This window comes from Streptomyces sp. NPDC002088 (assembly GCF_040296605.1).
GTDB lineage: Bacteria > Actinomycetota > Actinomycetes > Streptomycetales > Streptomycetaceae > Streptomyces.
The window spans coordinates 143,450-159,728 of sequence record NZ_JBEOXO010000023.1; the positions used below are offsets into that span (position 1 = coordinate 143,450).

The 16,279-nt window shown below is 68.6% G+C and carries 17 protein-coding genes and 2 pseudogenes; 11 read left to right on the plus strand and 8 right to left on the minus strand.

Translation table 11 applies throughout. The annotated features are described in order from the left end of the window. Positions 1 to 186: 186 nt before the first annotated feature. From ABT114_RS37195 to ABT114_RS37220, 6 genes are all read left to right on the plus strand, one after another. Positions 187 to 1,236, plus strand: a complete 1,050-nt coding sequence (locus ABT114_RS37195) for an NAD(P)-dependent alcohol dehydrogenase (RefSeq protein WP_351147701.1) — start codon at positions 187 to 189, stop codon at positions 1,234 to 1,236. A gap of 46 nt (positions 1,237 to 1,282) precedes the next feature. Beyond that, on the plus strand, positions 1,283 to 3,112 hold the full coding sequence (locus ABT114_RS37200) for a glycoside hydrolase family 15 protein (RefSeq protein WP_351147704.1): 1,830 nt from the start codon (positions 1,283 to 1,285) through the stop codon (positions 3,110 to 3,112). Next, positions 3,109 to 4,539 carry a glucose-6-phosphate dehydrogenase gene (locus ABT114_RS37205; protein WP_351147707.1) on the plus strand — a complete coding sequence of 477 codons (1,431 nt, stop codon included), beginning with the start codon at positions 3,109 to 3,111 and terminating at the stop codon, positions 4,537 to 4,539. The genes ABT114_RS37200 and ABT114_RS37205 overlap by 4 nt, the downstream gene beginning before the upstream one ends. A gap of 257 nt (positions 4,540 to 4,796) precedes the next feature. Beyond that, positions 4,797 to 5,321 (plus strand): gluconokinase, encoded by a 525-nt coding sequence (locus ABT114_RS37210; protein ID WP_351147710.1) that lies wholly within the window; start codon positions 4,797 to 4,799, stop codon positions 5,319 to 5,321. Positions 5,322 to 5,555: 234 nt separating this feature from the next. Next, positions 5,556 to 6,221, plus strand: coding sequence for an ArsR/SmtB family transcription factor (locus ABT114_RS37215; protein ID WP_351147713.1), 666 nt, complete (start codon positions 5,556 to 5,558; stop codon positions 6,219 to 6,221). Next, on the plus strand, positions 6,221 to 7,546 hold the full coding sequence (locus ABT114_RS37220; RefSeq protein ID WP_351147715.1) for an MFS transporter: 1,326 nt from the start codon (positions 6,221 to 6,223) through the stop codon (positions 7,544 to 7,546). Before ABT114_RS37215 ends, ABT114_RS37220 begins: the two co-directional genes overlap by 1 nt. Positions 7,547 to 7,634: 88 nt before the next feature. Here the strand turns inward: ABT114_RS37220 and ABT114_RS37225 are convergent, their stop codons facing one another. The 4 genes from ABT114_RS37225 to ABT114_RS37240 form a co-directional block, all read right to left on the minus strand. Next, positions 7,635 to 8,432, minus strand: coding sequence for a nitrilase-related carbon-nitrogen hydrolase (locus ABT114_RS37225; protein WP_351147718.1), 798 nt, complete (start codon positions 8,430 to 8,432; stop codon positions 7,635 to 7,637). A 327-nt stretch (positions 8,433 to 8,759) separates the two neighbouring features. Beyond that, positions 8,760 to 8,912: a hypothetical protein gene (locus tag ABT114_RS37230; protein ID WP_351147721.1), complete on the minus strand. Its 153-nt coding sequence runs from the start codon at positions 8,910 to 8,912 to the stop codon at positions 8,760 to 8,762. Between the two features lie 39 nt (positions 8,913 to 8,951). Next, complete coding sequence (locus tag ABT114_RS37235) at positions 8,952 to 9,890, minus strand: oxygenase MpaB family protein (protein ID WP_351147724.1); 939 nt, start codon at positions 9,888 to 9,890, stop codon at positions 8,952 to 8,954. A gap of 28 nt (positions 9,891 to 9,918) precedes the next feature. Further along, positions 9,919 to 10,305, minus strand: coding sequence for a hypothetical protein (locus tag ABT114_RS37240; RefSeq protein ID WP_351147727.1), 387 nt, complete (start codon positions 10,303 to 10,305; stop codon positions 9,919 to 9,921). A gap of 463 nt (positions 10,306 to 10,768) precedes the next feature. Between ABT114_RS37240 and ABT114_RS37245 the strand changes: the two genes are divergently transcribed. After that, positions 10,769 to 11,293 carry a P-loop nucleotide/nucleoside kinase family protein gene (locus tag ABT114_RS37245; protein WP_351147730.1) on the plus strand — a complete coding sequence of 175 codons (525 nt, stop codon included), beginning with the start codon at positions 10,769 to 10,771 and terminating at the stop codon, positions 11,291 to 11,293. A 446-nt stretch (positions 11,294 to 11,739) separates the two neighbouring features. Here the strand turns inward: ABT114_RS37245 and ABT114_RS37250 are convergent, their stop codons facing one another. Then, positions 11,740 to 11,946, minus strand: a complete 207-nt coding sequence (locus tag ABT114_RS37250; RefSeq protein ID WP_351147732.1) for a hypothetical protein — start codon at positions 11,944 to 11,946, stop codon at positions 11,740 to 11,742. Positions 11,947 to 12,112: 166 nt separating this feature from the next. On the opposite strand from ABT114_RS37250, the gene ABT114_RS37255 reads away from it, so the two are divergent. After that, entirely contained in the window at positions 12,113 to 12,850 is a 738-nt protein-coding gene (locus tag ABT114_RS37255; RefSeq protein WP_351147735.1) for a hypothetical protein, read from the plus strand. Between the two features lie 260 nt (positions 12,851 to 13,110). Here ABT114_RS37255 and ABT114_RS37260 read toward each other — a convergent pair whose 3' ends face one another. From ABT114_RS37260 to ABT114_RS37270, 3 genes and pseudogenes are all read right to left on the minus strand, one after another. After that, on the minus strand, positions 13,111 to 13,542 hold the full coding sequence (locus tag ABT114_RS37260; protein ID WP_351147738.1) for an SRPBCC family protein: 432 nt from the start codon (positions 13,540 to 13,542) through the stop codon (positions 13,111 to 13,113). A gap of 220 nt (positions 13,543 to 13,762) precedes the next feature. Further along, positions 13,763 to 14,044, minus strand: a complete 282-nt coding sequence (locus ABT114_RS37265) for a hypothetical protein (RefSeq protein WP_351147741.1) — start codon at positions 14,042 to 14,044, stop codon at positions 13,763 to 13,765. Between the two features lie 129 nt (positions 14,045 to 14,173). Further along, positions 14,174 to 14,398, minus strand: a pseudogene (locus ABT114_RS37270) (sugar ABC transporter permease); the annotation flags it as partial. On the opposite strand from ABT114_RS37270, the pseudogene ABT114_RS37275 reads away from it, so the two are divergent. From ABT114_RS37275 to ABT114_RS37285, 3 genes and pseudogenes are all read left to right on the plus strand, one after another. Next, positions 14,392 to 14,721 (plus strand): annotated as a pseudogene (locus ABT114_RS37275) (ATP-binding protein); the annotation flags it as partial. The pseudogenes ABT114_RS37270 and ABT114_RS37275 sit on opposite strands and share 7 nt — an antisense overlap. A gap of 238 nt (positions 14,722 to 14,959) precedes the next feature. Next, positions 14,960 to 15,580 (plus strand): TetR/AcrR family transcriptional regulator, encoded by a 621-nt coding sequence (locus ABT114_RS37280; protein ID WP_351147744.1) that lies wholly within the window; start codon positions 14,960 to 14,962, stop codon positions 15,578 to 15,580. A gap of 89 nt (positions 15,581 to 15,669) precedes the next feature. Beyond that, positions 15,670 to 16,014, plus strand: coding sequence for a VOC family protein (locus ABT114_RS37285; RefSeq protein WP_351147747.1), 345 nt, complete (start codon positions 15,670 to 15,672; stop codon positions 16,012 to 16,014). The last annotated feature ends 265 nt before the right edge of the window (positions 16,015 to 16,279 follow it).

The following is a 16,279-nucleotide window of genomic DNA, read 5'->3' on the forward strand; positions in this document are numbered from 1 at the left end:
CCGTGCGCGCAGGCCAGTCCACTTCACCACGGTGGCTCTACCGTCGGCGCGGTCGGGTCGCGAGCAGGCTCCGCCCTTGGGACAGTGACAGAGCGAGCGGCCGATGCCGGCCGCCGGATGCCCGGGCCGATTCGAGTTGACACGCCGATGCTGCGGCGGCGGTGTGCCAGGAAGAAGGACAGACAGGTGAAGGCATTCGTGATGAAGGAGATCGGGCGTGTGGGATTCATGGAGAAGCCCGTTCCGCAGCCGGGTCCGGGCGATGCTGTCGTACAGACCACCCGAGCCCTGATCTGCACGTCCGACTCCCACACCGTCCAAGGCGGCATCGGTCCGCGAGAGAACCTCACGCTGGGCCACGAAGCGGTAGGCATCGTGCATGCCGTGGGCAGCGAGGTGAAGGACTTCCGGCCCGGCGACCGTGTGCTGGTCGGCGCCATCACCCCCGACTGGGGTGACCCGGCCTCTCAGAACGGGTACCCGTCGCAGTCCGGAGGACCCCTCGGAGGCTTTAAGTTCGCGAACTCCAAGGACGGGGTATTCGCCGAATATTTCCACGTGAACGATGCCGATGCCAATCTCGCGAAAATCCCCGACACCATCAGTGATGAAACCGCGGTCTACTGCGCTGACATGCTGTCGACCGGCTTCATGGGGGCGGAGAAGGGGAACATCCCGATCGGCGGAACCGTGGCTGTCCTTGCCCAGGGCCCCGTGGGTCTGATGGCGACCGCGGGTGCCAGGCTCCGCGGTGCCGGCCTTGTCATCGGAGTCGAGTCCGTTCCCGATCGGCAGAAACTCGCGCGCACGTACGGAGCGGGCGAGATCGTCGACTTCACCAGGGAGAACGTTGTAGAGCGGATCCTTGAGCTGACGCGGGGCGAGGGAGTCGACACCGCCATCGAGGCGCTTGGCGCGGACGGGACGTTCCAGACCGCGGTCAAAATCACGAAGCCCGGGGGTACGGTCTCCAATGTCGGCTATTTCGGAGAGGGAGAATTTGTGCGCATCCCCCGGGTCGAGTGGGGTGTTGGAATGGCCGACAAGACGATCGCGACGGGACTGTGCCCTGGAGGCAGGTTGCGCATGGAGCGACTGCTGCGGGTGCTGGAAGCACAACTTGTCGATCCCTCGCACTTGACGACCCACGAATTTCACTTCAACGACATGGACCGGGCATTCGAGGTCTCCGACAAGAAACTCGACAACGTCGTTAAAGTAATGATCGCCTTCTAGCCGGATGGGTCGGTGGCCAACTCGGCGCTGCAGAAAGAGATACGGCATGCACGACCCCGACCCCCCTTTCCGGCCGGTGCGCCGGCGGGAGGGCTATCTGCCGCTGGAGGATCTCGGCCTCATCGGGGACGGCGCGACGGCTGCGCTGGTCGGCCTCGACGGTTCCATTCCGTGGATGTGCCTTCCCCGCTTTGATGCTGACCCTCTGTTCTGCGGCTTGCTGGACCGCGCACGCGGCGGGCATTTCACCCTGGCTCCGGAGGAGCTGGTCGAGGCGCGGCAGCGCTACGAACCTGACACCGGGGTGCTGACGACCGAGTTGCGCAGCGCCACAGGCCTGGTCCGCGTCACCGATGCGCTGGTCCTGCGCTCCGGGGCCGACCTCACTGATGACGCCCCTGCCGACCGAGCCGAGCTCGTCCGTACGGCTGTGGTCCTGGACGGGACCGTACGCCTGCGGATGGACCTGGAGCCGCGGGGCGGCGGGCAGGCGCAGGCGTTGTTCAGCGGGCTGGAGGTTCGACCGTCTCGGCGGCCGGACTTGCGGCTCCATCTGCGCTCCAACCGTCCCCTGACCGGTCTGCACTGCACCCATGACCTGCGCCAGGGTGAACGCCTCGATCTCGTGCTGTCCTGGGGCCGCTTCCACCGCCATCACCGGTTCGACGCCGACGCGATGCTGCGGAGCACCGCCGGCGCATGGCGCCGCTGGATGGGACATTTCCAGTACCACGGTCCTGAGGAGCCGCTGGTCCGTCGCGCGGCGATCACACTGAAACTGTGCGACGACTGGGCCAGCGGCTCGCTCGTCGCGGCACCCACCTCCTCCCTGCCCGCACCGATCGGCGGGATCCGCAACTGGGATTACCGCTATGCCTGGATCCGGGACGCGGCCTTCGCCGTGTTCGCGCTGCGCCGCATCGGCTTCGGCGGGGAGGCCGACGCCTTTCTCGGATGGGTTCTCGACGCCTTCGAGTCCAGTCGGCGGCCCCGGATCATGTACGCCCTCGACGGCAGCCTGGTGCCCGACGAGGTGGAGGACACCGAGTTGGAGGGCTATCAGCGCTCCACTCCGGTGCGCTGGGGCAACGGAGCCGCCGACCAGCGTCAGCACGACGTCTACGGCGAGATCCTGGACTGCGCCGACCAGTGGCTTCGCCTGGGCGGGGACATCCAGCCGACGCTGTGGGCCAACCTCGCCAAGCTGGCCGACGCCGCAGGACAGGCGTGGCGACAGCCGGACCAGGGGATCTGGGAGGTGCGCAACGAAGGCCGGGTGTTCACGTACTCGGCCGGGATGTGCCAGGTGGCCCTGGACCGGGCTGCGACGATCGGCGAGAGGCTCGGCCTGCCCGGAAAGGTCGCCGAGTGGCGAGCTTTGGCCAACGAGCTTCGCCGGCTCATCCTCGAGAGGTCCTGGGACGAGGAGGCGCAGACCCTGAGCGCGCATCTCGACGGCGGCGGCGCTGTCGATGCCAGCCTGCTCGCGCTTCCGCTGCGCCAGGTTGTCCCGGCCGATCACCCGCGGATGGTGGCCACCGCAACGGCCGTCGCCGAACGTCTGTCGGCCGGTGACGGCCTGCTCTACCGCTACCTGCACGATGAGTCACCCGACGGTTTGGCCGGCGACGAGGGCGCCTTCGTGCTGTGCAGCTTCTGGCTGGTCGACAACCTGGCCGCCCAGGGTCGGGTCGACGAGGCCGAGACGCTGTACGCCTCGTTGTGTGCGCGCGCGAGCCCGCTCGGGCTGCTGTCGGAGCAGATCGACCCGTCCACTGGAGCGTTCATGGGCAATTTCCCTCAGGCATTCAGCCACATCGGGATCACCGCCAGTGGTGTGAACCTCGCTCGAGCGAAAGCAGGCGTCAACGCATGATCAACCGGCTCGTGATCTTCGGAGCGACGGGTGACCTCAGCGCACGCTACCTACTGCCGGCACTGGTCGCGCTGAGGGAGGCAGGGGTCCTCGGCGACCACTTCCAATTGACGGGCGCGAGCCGGGAAGAGTGGGACGGCGCACGGTACCGGGAATGGGTGACCGCGCAGATCGACCGCCATGCCATGCACTGTCCCGCCGACGCCAAGGCAGCGATCGCGGGCGCTGCCCGCTATCAACGGGCCGACGTCACGGACCCCGCTGACGTTGCCTCAGTCATTGCCGGTGAGGGTCCCGTCGTCGTCTACCTCGCCCTCCCCCCGGCTCTCTTCCCCGCCGTGGTGACCGCTCTGCACCAGGCGGGCCTGCCCGCAGGGAGCCGGATCGTGCTGGAAAAGCCCTTCGGTGAAGACCTGGCCGGCGCACAGGAGCTGAACCGACTGTTGGCCGACCTGGTACCCGAGCAGGCCGTGTTCCGGGTCGACCACTTCCTGGCCATGACGACCGTCCAGAACGTGCTCGGCAGTCGGCTCGCCAACCGCGTGCTGGAGCCCATCTGGAACAGCACCCACATCTCCGAGGTGGAAATCGTCTGGGACGAGACTCTCGCGCTGGAAGGCAGAGCCGGCTACTACGACACCGTCGGGGCGCTCAAGGACATGGTGCAGAACCACCTACTGCAGGTGCTCTGCCTGGTGGCCATGGAACCGCCCATCACCCTCGGCGAGCGTGACCTGCGCGACCGGAAGGTCGATGTGCTTCGGTCCGTGCGGCTGCTCACGGAGCACGACGTCGTGCAGCGCACCCGCCGCGCGCGCTACCTGCCCGGCCGGATCGGTGATCACGACATTCCCGCATACGCCGACGAGGAGGGCGTGAGCCCGCAGCGCCGTACGGAAACCTTCGCCGAGGTGGAACTGGAACTGGACAGCTGGCGCTGGGCCGGGACGACATTCCGGCTCCGCAGCGGCAAAGCACTCAAGACGGACCGCAAGGAGGTCGCGGTGCGCTTCCGCTCCGTCCCTCACCTGCCCTTTGGCCACAGCGGAGAAGCCCAGCCCAACGTGCTTCGCTTCGGACTGGAGCCAGAGGGGCTGATCCTGGACCTGACGGCCATCGGTTCCACGGCCCACGCCCTTACGCCGCTGTCGCTGACCGCGCAGATGGAACCACCCGACCTGCCGGCCTACGGACGGCTCCTGCTGGATGTCCTCAACGGGGATCCCGCCCTGTCCATCCGCAGCGACGAGGCCGAGGAAGCGTGGCGGGTTCTCGCACCTGTACTCGCCGCCTGGGAGAGGGACCTCGTTCCACTGGAGGAGTACCCGGCCGGCTCGGACGGGCCACCGCCACGTCAGCCATACGCAGCCGGCCGACTGCGGGAGGACCTGCTCCACGAAGGGGTGGCCCCATCGGGCGATGTGTGACGGCCGGTCTGGGCGCCGGCACCGGCGCACCGGCCGCTTCAAGCCGGCACCGGCGCGCCGGCCGCTTCAAGCCGGCACCGGCGCGCCGGCCGCTTCAAGCCGATTGCCGCCGCCCGACTCGCCAACAGCCGTGCCCGACCACTCGTACCCGGCGAGTCCCGGGGCCTCTCCCCCGCGGGCAGGTCCGGTCCTCGACACCATCGCCCTGAACGGCAATACAACCGCCGCCGCGCCAGTCATCGAAGGAAAGCACCGTGATGTCGCCCAGCATCCACCCTCGCTCCTGGTGCATCGTGGTCAGCGGGGTCTCCGGGTCGGGCAAGACCACGGTGGCCCGGCTGCTGGCGAAGCGGCTGGACATTCCCTTCGCCGAGGCGGACGACTTCCACCCACCGGCCAACATCGCCAAGATGTCGGCCGGTGTCCCGCTGGACGACGCCGACCGTCAGCCCTGGCTGGAGGCCGTAGGCCGCTGGCTGCACGAGCACGACACCGCCGACACCGGTGGCGTGGTCGCCTGCTCCGCACTGAAGCGACGCTATCGGGACACCCTGCGAGAAGCCTGCCCGGGCGCCTTCTTTCTGCACCTGACAGCCAGTCACGAACTACTGGCAGAGCGGCTGGGCCGGCGCACCGGCCACTTCATGCCGAGATCGCTCCTCGACTCGCAGATCGCCGCCCTCGAACCCCTCGGACCGGACGAGCGAGGAGCCGAGCTCGACGCAACGCCGGCTCCCGACACCATCGTCGACCTGGCCGCACGCCTGCTGCCGTGTCAGTAGAAGGGCCGAGCTTCTGCCGCAGGACCCCTGCCCCGCTGCGTCGGGGCCGGTTGGACACAGGGCTGCGGCCGACGACACACCGCCTGGCCAATCGCACGATGACGACGCCGCTGACGCTCAGTTACACGTGAGCAGTCTGACCGCAGGTCGACGCTCAGGGCGTCCCCAAAAAGCCGAACAGTTCTTTGCGAAGAAGTCTTCGCGAAGAACTGTTTGCGGTCTAGAGTGCGCGACATGACTGACACAGACGCGGAGCCGAAGGGCCCGCAAGTCGAAGCGGACGCGGTTGTTCTTGATGCCAAGGGGCTGCGCGCCCTGGCGCATCCGGTGCGCGTGCAGTTGGTCGGGCTGCTGCGGAAGTACGGCCCTTCGACGGCTACCCGTCTCGCGGAGCGACTGGGCGTGAATTCCGGCACGGCCAGCTACCATCTGCGCCAGCTCGGCGCGGCCGGGTTCGTCGAGGAGGACACGGAACGCGGCAACGCGCGAGAGCGCTGGTGGCGTTCGGTGCACCGAAGGACGTGGTTCAACGACCTGAATCTGGCCGACCGGGAACCCGAGGCCGCGCTGGCCTACCTGCAGTCCGTCGCCGCCACCTACACGCTTCGCACTCAGCAGACGCTCAACGAGCTTCAGACGATGCCCCGCGCATGGCGGGACAACTTCGACATGAGCGACTGGGGCCTGCGGCTCACGCCCGAGGAAACCGCCACCCTGTACCAGGAATTGAGGGAAGTCATCGCCCGCTACCGGCCGGATAACCCCGAGGCGGCGGCGCGGGCCCCCGAGGGAGCCGAGCGGGTCGGCGTCATCACGCAGATTCTGCCTGAACCGGATGCGCTCGCCCCGTCAGCGGGCGCGTCCAGCCCTCAGAAGGCGACAGGGACGGAGACGTCGTGATGGCGGACGCCCCAGGCACCGACGACATATCCAGCAGGCGGTCCTTACGGCCGCTGGGCGGGGTGCTGGCGGCCATGGCCGTGTCGCTCACCGGCACCCGGGTCTCGGCCGTTGCCCTGCCTTGGTTCGTGCTGATCACAACCGGCAGCGCCACCCAGACCGGACTGGTCGCCTTCTGTGAGATGACTCCCTACGTGGTGGTCAAGGCGTTCTCCGGGCCACTGGTCGACCGGATCGGCCCACGGGCCGTTTCCTGGACCACCGATCTGGCCAGCGCCACCGCGGCCGCCGCGGTTCCCCTGTTGCACACCTTGGACCAGCTGTCTTTTCCCCTGCTGCTGGCCCTGGTCGCGTTGATCGGCGCGGCCCGCGGCCCCGGCGACCTCGCCAAGGAGGTCATGGTCCCGGAGGCGGCCGAGCGCAGCGGGGTGCCGCTGGAGCGGGCCACCGGTCTGACCGGCGTGACCGAGCGGCTCGCATCCACCATCGGCCCGGCGGCCGGCGGTTCCCTGGTGACGCTGCTGGGCCCCCTGACAGGGCTTGTCGTCAACGCGGGCTGCTTCGCTCTCGGATCGGTGATCATCGGACTGGCACTGCCTCGGGGCATGGGGCATGCAGTCGAGGAAGACTCCTCGCAGGCGGGGGCCACGGGACCGGGTTACTGGCGACGATTCGGCGAGGGTTTCACCTTCCTGCGTGGCGAGCTGTTGCTGCTCACCGTCATCGTCATGGTCGGAATCACCAACCTGCTGGACGCGGGGTTCGCCACGGTGCTCTTGCCCGTCTGGGCCAGAGAGTCCGGCAACGGGCCGACTGCGATCGGCCTGACGGGCAGCGTGATGGGAGCCGCGGCGGTCGGTGGGAGCCTGATCGCCGCGATGGCCGCGCACCGGCTGCGGCGCCGGGTGGTGTTCTTCACCGGATTCCTGTTGGCCGGAGCGCCGAAATTCCTGATCCTCGCTTTCGATGCGCCGATGGGTGCGGTGCTGGCCGTGTTCGCGGTCAGTGGATTCGGTGCGGGCTTCCTCAACCCGGTGCTCGGGGCCGTCCTCTTCGAGCGGGTGCCGCGCCGGATGCTGGGCCGGGTCAGCGCGCTCGGTGACTCGCTGGCCTGGGCCGGTATCCCGCTGGGTGGGCTGATCGCCGGGATCTCGGTGGCGTCCGCCGGACTCATGCCGGTGCTGCTCGCCGGCGGGGCCGCGTACTTCCTCACCACGAACCTGACTGCGCTCAGGCCGGAGTGGCGGGAGATGGACCGCATGGGCCGGCGAGTCCGGCAGCCTGAGGAAGACGGTCAGTCGACCGGTGCGAATCTCACGGCATGACGCTTCGGGGTGGGAGGGGCAGGCCCTCGAATACGTGACGGGTACCTACGTGACGGATGCGGTCCCGCACCGGCCCGTAAGCCGCCTCTCAGCGCGTCCCCGGTGCAGCGACGGCCAGGACGCGGTCCCGGAGCACCGGCAGACGGGTGCGGTATGCCGCGACGTCCCTCATGTCGAAAACTTCCGTCAGGGTCTGCTCGCCGTCGCCCGCTCCGGCGAGCACGTCGCCCCAGGGGTCGACGATCATGCTGTGTCCGGCCTGACGCACTCCGCCGTGCTCGCCCGCGGCCACGCACGCCAGGAGGAAGACCTGCTCCTCCACCGCCCTGGTACGGGCGAAGAGCCGCAAGTGCTCCAGCCGCTCCGCAGGCCACGCCGCCGGCACGGCCACAATGTCCGCTCCGGCATCGATCAGAGACCGGAAGAGTTCCGGAAACCGCAAGTCGTAGCAGATGGCCAGGCCGAGCATTCCGAAGTCCGTGGGAACGGTGACGATCTCGCGTCCGGCCCCGAGGAGGACCGCCTCCCCGGTGTCGAAGCCGTACCGGTGGATCTTCCGGTAGTGGCCGCGCAGCGCGCCGTCGCGGTCGAAGACGAGCGCAGTGTTGTAGAGGGTCCCGTCACTGTCGCGTTCGACGATCGATCCGGCGTGAAGCCATACTCCGGCCCGGCGCGCCGCGGCGGACATGGCCTCGGCTGTCGGACCGTCCAGTCCTTCCGCGCCGTCGGCCCACGCCTCGTAGGCCCAGGCTCCGACCGTCCACATTTCCGGGAGCATCACCAGGTCGTCGCCGGCCCGTTCGAGGACGAGGGCGGCGGCGCGCCTTCTGCGCTCTTCCGCAGTCTCGGACGCCTCCACGGAAAGCTGAATGAGCGACGCACGCATGGCCCTGGCCTATCTCTGTGTCCTCGCTTATTTCTTTACACAACAACAGTTACCCAGAAAGCGAGGAAAGGAAATTCGAGGGAACACAAACAATCATATTTCTCCATGCCTCGTGCACCCGTCTACCGCTCCGGCAATCGGCGGTACGGGACCGTCACCACACGCTCCTCCGGTCGGAGGAGACTGGCCGGGATCACCGGTGAGGGGCAGGCGGAAGACGCACGGAGCGGTCCTGGAGGCGTGCGTCGAGTGGTCCATCGGTCATGGACACCACCTAGTGTCTCGTGATCCTGTTCATGGAACCTGAGGCTTCTGTGATCGTTGAGTTCAGAGGCTGCCGAGGTACTGCGCCGATCCCTGCATGCCCATACGCCGGAGCTGGAGCTTCGGGTGGAGCACCTCGTGGGCGAGGTCGGGACGGTGGACGTTGATGACGTCCTCGATCAGCCGGTTGACGACGGCCTTCGGATCGTTCGACACGTTGGGTCCTCTCCAAGAACGTGACAGCCCGAGAGGCCGTCAGTTGGATGGCGGGCGGCCCTCTGCGGGCGGCCCGTCGTGTACTCCTGGTGCTGCCACCGCGGCCAGACGAGCCCGCGCGGCAGCCTGGATCTCGGACGGGCCGCGAGCCCACTCGAGCCCGCGGCCGACCACGGTGGCCACCGGCCGGTCCCAGCCGGAGCGCACCAGGACCGGACGGTGGATGCCGAGTTCCGCGCGTGCCCAGCCCGGGAGCAGCCCCACGGCGGCGTTCATCAGCAGGCCCGCGACCAGCCGTTCCCGCCCAGTACGACCGAAGCCTCGAAGGAACCGCAGGGCTTCCAACGCGGCGGGGGTGACCTGGAGTTCGGGGCGCACGCGGGCCAGATAGCGGGTGACCTCGCGTGTGCTGCGCGGCACCTCCACCGCGCCCAGCGCCTCGGCGACGGGGGCGACCTGCGCGTAGTAGGTGCCGCACTCCGCCGGGGTGAGCCGCGAACGGCGCTGTGCGTAGACCTGGTATCCCGTCAGGAAGCTGTACGCCTCGGCGGTGTGCACCCAGGTCAGCAGCTCGGGGTCGTCCGCGCGATACGGCCGGCCGTCCGGTGCGGTCCCGTGCACCTGGGTGTGGATCCGCCGCACCAGGTCGATCGCTTCCCGCGCCGCCTGCTCCGAGCCGAAGGTGGTCGTGGTGATGAACCGCGCGGTGCGGATGAGGCGGCCGATGGGGTCGGTGCGGAAGTCCGAGTGCTGGTCGACCCCGGCCATCGCCAGCGGATGCAGGGACTGCAGCATGAGCGCCGCGAACCCGCCGGTGAGCATCCCCGTCGGATGGCCGTGCACCCGCCATGCGGGGCTGTCCGGGGCGATCCCGAGCAGTCCGGGATCACCGGGCGGCCCCGTGTAACGCTCCAGTTTGAGCTCTCCGCCGTGCACGGTCGCCTTGAGCTCGTCCGCAATTCGGGTGCGCAGTCCCACCGGTACCTCCATGATCTTCGATGACGCGTCACACGGGAGCGGGTTTACGCCGCCGTCCCGAAGTATCCTTGGCGCTCGACGAGTTCGGCGGTGCCGTAGACGCGCAGAGCAGCTGGCCGAGTCGGCCCGTCAACAGGTCCGCGCCCTTGAACTGGGAGGTGGCGTCGGGGCCGGCGTTTCCCCTGCCCAGCAACTGGGCCGCTCCCCCGGTCGGGCCGAGGGGGAGGATGACGGCGGCCGGGCGCGGCTGGTAGGCGGCGAGTTCTCGCTTGCCCTCGACCTGTGCCTTGATGTCGCCCGCGACCACCTCGACGTGGCGGTTCGCCGCAGTGGCCTGCTTGGGCTCGGCGACGTCGGTGATGTCACCGAGGGCGAAGACCGTGTCCTGACCCTTGACCTGCCGGGTCTCGGTCACCACTACTGGTCCGTTCGGCCGGCGTACGTCCGCCAGGGCCCCGGCTCGGCCTCGCCCTGCAGCGCCCCCCGACACATACAGGGCGGGGTCGGACCGCCGGCATCGCGAGATTCAAGACGCCGTCCAGGTTCCGAGTGGGGTACTCCACCTGGCCGGTACGGGTGCCCGGCAACGGATCCGGGCACCGACCAGGGCCGGGGGCCGTGCGGGCAGCCCTCGACCCTTTTCGTGCACGCATTCGAAACATACCTTGGTCGACCGATTTATTGCCGTGACTCGCAGCGACGGTTGGCCACTCGCAGCGCCACTTGGCCACAAAGGCGCACTGGGTGATTCGTCCTTGCGACTCGAGACAGGTGACACCTGATCTCGAAGGTTGACACCACCCCGGGAAACGCCGTAGCCGTGCCTGATTTCTGCCGTGCCCGTTCCCGCGGCCCGCACGGCGCTAGCATCAGGTCCCGTGATCGTATGGATCAATGGCACCCACGGCGCGGGCAAGACGACGACCAGTGCACTCGTGCAGCAACTGATTCCGGATTCACGGGTGTTCGATGCCGAGAAGGTCGGCGAGACACTCATGGACATCACGCCGGGACTGCCCGCGACGGACAACTTCCAGCACTGGCCGCCGTGGCGGCCGCTCGTAGTCGAGACCGCCCGTCGCGTACTCGACTACACCGGCGGCACTCTGGTGATGCCCATGACCGTCCTGGTCGAGCAGTACTGGCGCGAGATCAGCACGGGCCTCGCCCAACATGCCATCCCAGTAAGGCACTTCGTCCTCCACGCTGACCAGGACACCCTCCGCGGACGCATCGCGGGCGACACTGTTCTTGGCCCCAACTCCCCATTCCGTCTCAAATACCTTGAGCCCTACGCCGAGGCGGCCCGCACGTGGCTGCACGGCGAGGCCGAGGTCGTCGACACCACGCACCTCACGCCCGCCCAGGCCGCCCTGCAGATCGCAGAGGCCGTCAAGAGCTGAGGTCCGCCCGCCACGCGAAAGCAGCCGCAGGTGGCAACAAGGAACGACCTTCCGCCAAGTAGAGCGCGCGACTCTTGCGGATCGTCGAGCTGCGCAGCCTGCCCGGGCTGGGGCGAACCTGGTGCAGTCGGATCGGTGCGGGCTGGATCAGCTGATTGCCCCGTACTCCATCGCTGACGCCGTACGCGAGCGGCTGAATGTTGGACGAGGGCGGCTGATGCTGGGCGAGGGCGGGCCGCGGCGGTGGACGTCGACATGGCGGTTCGCCGGCGGTGACGTGGTCCGGCCGGTGCGCGATCAGACGTCGGTGCCGGTGCTGGGGTCGGAGCCGGTTCGGCGCCTGACTGTTCGTCGAAGGCGACTTCTTCCACGGCTCCACGCCCACTCTCTCCGTCGACGACGCCGGCAAGATCCTCGCGCCGGCCCGGGCCGGACTGCCCGTCGTCCTACTGGGCGCCTTCGACCAGGGCCTGACCCCGGGCGTCCCCGCCGACGGCGAGGCCGACCGGCTCCATGACATCCTCGCCCGGCTGCTCGCTCTGCCGAACGTCGCCCTCGTCACCGACAAGGCAGCCGTCGGGGACGCTCTGGCCCGGCTCGGCGTCACCCCGGACGCCCGTTACGCCACCTCCTCCACCCTCCTGAACGCCCATCGCGCGACAGCGGAAGCGGACTACTACTACTTCTGCAACGGCAAGCACGCGGAATCCGTCAAGCCGCCCGTCGCCGCCGTCGACCACGAGGTCACTCTGCGCCGCAACGGCTCGGGCAGCACGGTGCCCTACCTTCTCGACCCCTGGTCGGGCGAGGCCGTCCGGCTTGCCCAGTACACCCAGGACGGCGACGACTTCACCGTGCGGATCAGGCTGCAGCCGGGCGAGTCGACGATCACCGCGCTGGGGCGTCCCGGACTCTTCGGCGACCGTCACGGCTCCCGGCCGCAACGTCGTCGCCACCGACGCCGACAGCGCCCTCTTCACCGGCGAGCACCTGGCCGTACGCGCGAGCGCGCCCGGCACCTACACCACCCGGCTGAACCGGGGCCGGACCGTCACCACCACGGTCCCGTCCCTGCCGGCCACAGTCACCCCTGCCCGGTGGCAACTGGACGTCGAGGACTGGCGTCCCGACCCCACCCCGAACCGCACGGAACGCGTCGACGTCTCCCTCACCCTCGACACACTCCTGCCGTGGTCGAACATCCCCGAACTCGCCGACAGCGCCGGGATCGGCCGCTACCGCACCACGCTCGACCTGCCCTCCGACTGGAGCCCTTCCCACGGCGCCCACCTGGAGCTCGGCAAGGTCAGTGACACCTGCCGGATCACGGTCAACGGCACACCACTTCCTCCCGTCAACCGGCTCAACCCCGTCATCGACCTCGGACCGGGCCTGCTGCGTCGGGGCGCCAATCTGATCGAGGTGGAGGTCGCGATCCCACTGATCAACCGTCTCCGGGTGGCCCAGCCCGCAGTGTTCGGGGCTGTCGCCCGCCAGGACCACGGCCTGATCGGACCCGTCCGCCTGACCCCATACCTGCAAACAGACGTGTCCTGACCCAGCCGACCGGGGCGCCACCCACTCTGCTGGGGCGGCGCCCCCACCGGGGCTCCGGGGAACAGCCGGCTCAACTACGCTCCGATCCGGCGAGGCGGGAAACCCGGTGTTCCGGCAGGGCGGCGGCCGCAGCATTCAGATGCCCGACGGCAGCGCGGGCGACTGTCGGCAGGAGCCCGCTCCCTGAACAGGCCGTACTGCCGACCAAGGCGGCCGCGCGATGCGCATCCTCTCCTTGTTTTCGTTGCCCTTCCTACCGCTCACCGCCCTCGTTCCACGTACTCCTTGAAATGCTCCAGATCGCTGCGGACGTGCCGCTCGATCGCGTTCGCCTGGGCGAATCCCTTCGGCCCGCCGAAGGTCTCCCTGATCGTGTCGGGGTCGTACTCGAGTCGTGCCTGGACCCGGGTGCGGTTCTTGTCGATCGGCTGCAGCGAGAAGGAACCCGCCAGCTCGGGGGCGGCCGTGGTGTGCCACTCCATCACGCGTTCCCGCCCGCGGTCGGAGACCTCGGCGTCGAACTCCCGGGCCCGGCCGCCGGCCTCGACATCGAGATGCGCTCGACCTCCCGCCTCCGTACGGGCACCGCGGACTCCTTCCACGAACTCCGGATAGCTCTCCAACCGGTGGAGGCTGTCCCAGGCCTTGTCGATCGGAACTCCGACCTCGACCTGTTCTTCGAGGGTGCTCATGGCCCACCTCCAGATTCGGCTCATGGCGCTTGGCCTTCCGCTTCCAGTGTGCGCCCGGCATCGTCAGGCCGTCCGGAACACGAGACGGGCCGACCATCATGTGACCAGCCGGGCCGACCGCACCCCGTCCCGGCCACCCGCTCCTGAGGCGGATGCCGCGCCTGGCGGTATGGCGTAGGGCTCCCTCGAGGCAACGACGTCGGGGAGGTCGGCTCGCCGGTCAGGCCTCCATCACAGCATCGCAGTCGGGGCAGACCACGGATGCGTACTCCGCGGGGCACCATGGCGCCCCAGGGTGACCGGACGGCTTCCAGCATGCTGTCTCCATGGCGAAGGTGTCCTTGCCGCAGAGGGTCCGCGGTCCGGTCGCGGTGGGCGCCCCCGGAGCGGCGGGCGCCGCGTGCACCCGGCGGACGCTCCGTTCCTCACCACGCCGACCGCCCGCGGAGGTGCCCGTGGCTACCGGCTTGTCGAGCTCGTACACGACGACGATCTCGCTCATGCTTCCACGGTAGGCGACCGCGCGGTTGACCCGTTGGCACCGACCGTACGGCCCGGGCCACCGTGGTCCGGTCGGCCCCACGTCGGGAAGCGGCCCGCCGACTTGCCGCACTGACGCAGATCGACCGCGTCAAGCGCGTCCGTGTGCCTCCTGCGAGCGTCGGGAGAGTGCGTCGATGACCACTGCGGCGAAGAGGACCCCGCCCGTGATCACGAACTGGACCGCAGGGGGAGTGACCGTGATCGCCATGCCCGAGGCGACCGACTGGATGACCAGCATGCCGAGCACCGCGGACCAGGTCGTACCACGCCCCCCGAACAGGCTTGTGCCACCGATGACAGCCGCCGCGGCTGCCCGACGCCGTCATGCACGCCCGCCGCTTCACCGCGCGCACCCTGCGCCGCTGGAAGATCGAAGAGGCGGCCGACACGGTGCTGCTGGTCGTGTCCGAACTGGTCACCAACGCGCTGGTGCACACCCAGGGGCCGGTCCAGGCCGACCTGATGCTCCGCGGGGACCGGGCGCGCGTCAGCGTGAGCGAGTCCTCGCCCCGCGCGCCCGCCAAGCCGGTGATCGTGGACTGGGAGTCGACCGGCGGCCGGGGCCTGCTGCTGGTCGAGGCCATGTCGGAGGCCTTCGGCACGGTGCCGGTGGCCGTACTCGACAAGCATCCGTGACCACGACCGCCGAGCACTTCTGATCTGCCCCGGGCTGGATCTCCGGCTCGGGATTCGCCACGGCGAAGACGGCGGCCCCTGCCGGTCTCCGTCGGCCGGACACCCGGCCGCACCGCGGCCGACCGGACCGTGATGTCGCTGTGGGGGAGGATGTCACGCGCTTCAACAGCCTCGGCCGCTTTTTCGCCGGCGGTACAGTCCATTTTCTGGAGTAGTAGATCGGTCGTATACTGACCCCATGGGACGCACCAGCAACGCCCGGGAGAGGATCCTTAGCGCCGCGCAGTCGCTCCTTGAGCTGCGGGGCTACTCCGCGTTGGGTACCGCCGAGATCTGCAAGGCCGCGGGCGTGCCGAAGGGGAGCTTCTACCACTTCTTCGAATCCAAGGAAGCGCTCGCCCTGGCTGTTCTGGACGAGCATTGGGCCATCCAGTGCAGCGATTGGGCCCGCATCCTGCGCAGCGACGCAGAGCCGCTTCAGCGACTGCGTCAGCTGTTCGAGGAGACCGAGGCAGGCCAGCGCGCAGGACAGCAAAGCTGTGGAACTGTCTCAGGGTGCATGTTCGGCAACCTGACCCTGGAGATGAGCAACCAGACCGAAGCCATCCGTGAACGCCTGCAGGAGATCTTCGACGCGCAGGTGAACATGGTCGAAGAAGTCGTACGGGAAGCCCTGGAGCGAGGGGAAGTCGCGGTCGGCGATACCCACGAGGCCGCCCGATCCGTCGTGGCCCAACTCGAAGGCCAAGTACTGTTCGCCAAGCTGTACAACGACACCCAACGCCTCAACCCCCTGTGGGGCAACTGTCTCGCCATCCTCGGCGCCCGCGCACCGGAAGACGCTTCGGTAACTGCATAAGGGTCTTCAACTGTTGCGGGTTTGGCTTAAGCAGGCTGGTTGATGCGCCGTTGCTGGGCTCCATCCCCGGAGTTGGGTACCGTTCAGGCATGATCAACGGCGCGCACGTCATCCTCTACAGCCAGGACGCGGAGGCGGATCGCGCCTTTTTCAGGGATGTTCTGGGGTATCCACACATCGATGCTGGTCAGGGCTGGCTCATCTTCAAGCTGCCTCCCGCCGAAGTAGCAGTCCACCCTGCCGACGGTTCGTCACACGAGTTGTTCCTGATGTGCGATGACGTCAAAGCCACGGTCGATGAGCTCTCGACGAAGGGGGTCGAGTGCGCCCCGGTCACCAACGCCGGGTGGGGGCTCAAGACCGCGATCCGGCTGCCGGGCGGTGGTGAGCTGGGACTCTACGAGCCGCGCCACGAAAGGGCCCACGAACTCTGATTACTGGTGAGCGATGTCGTACAAGCGCCACAAGCCCGAAGGCCCTGCGCGCGGAAACGACGATGCGGGCGCTGACCAACCCGAGCCGCATGGCATATCGAGGGAGCAGAGAACAGGACGCCAGGGGGCCTTCATTCGGGTGTCAGAACTGGAGGGCGAGCGTCTCCGCGAGGCTGAGCGAGCGTTCTTGAAGGTCGGGCTGTGGCCGTTCACCAGGGAGAGTCGCACGCTGGCCTGCCTCCTGCGCAGGAAACAGCCACCAGCC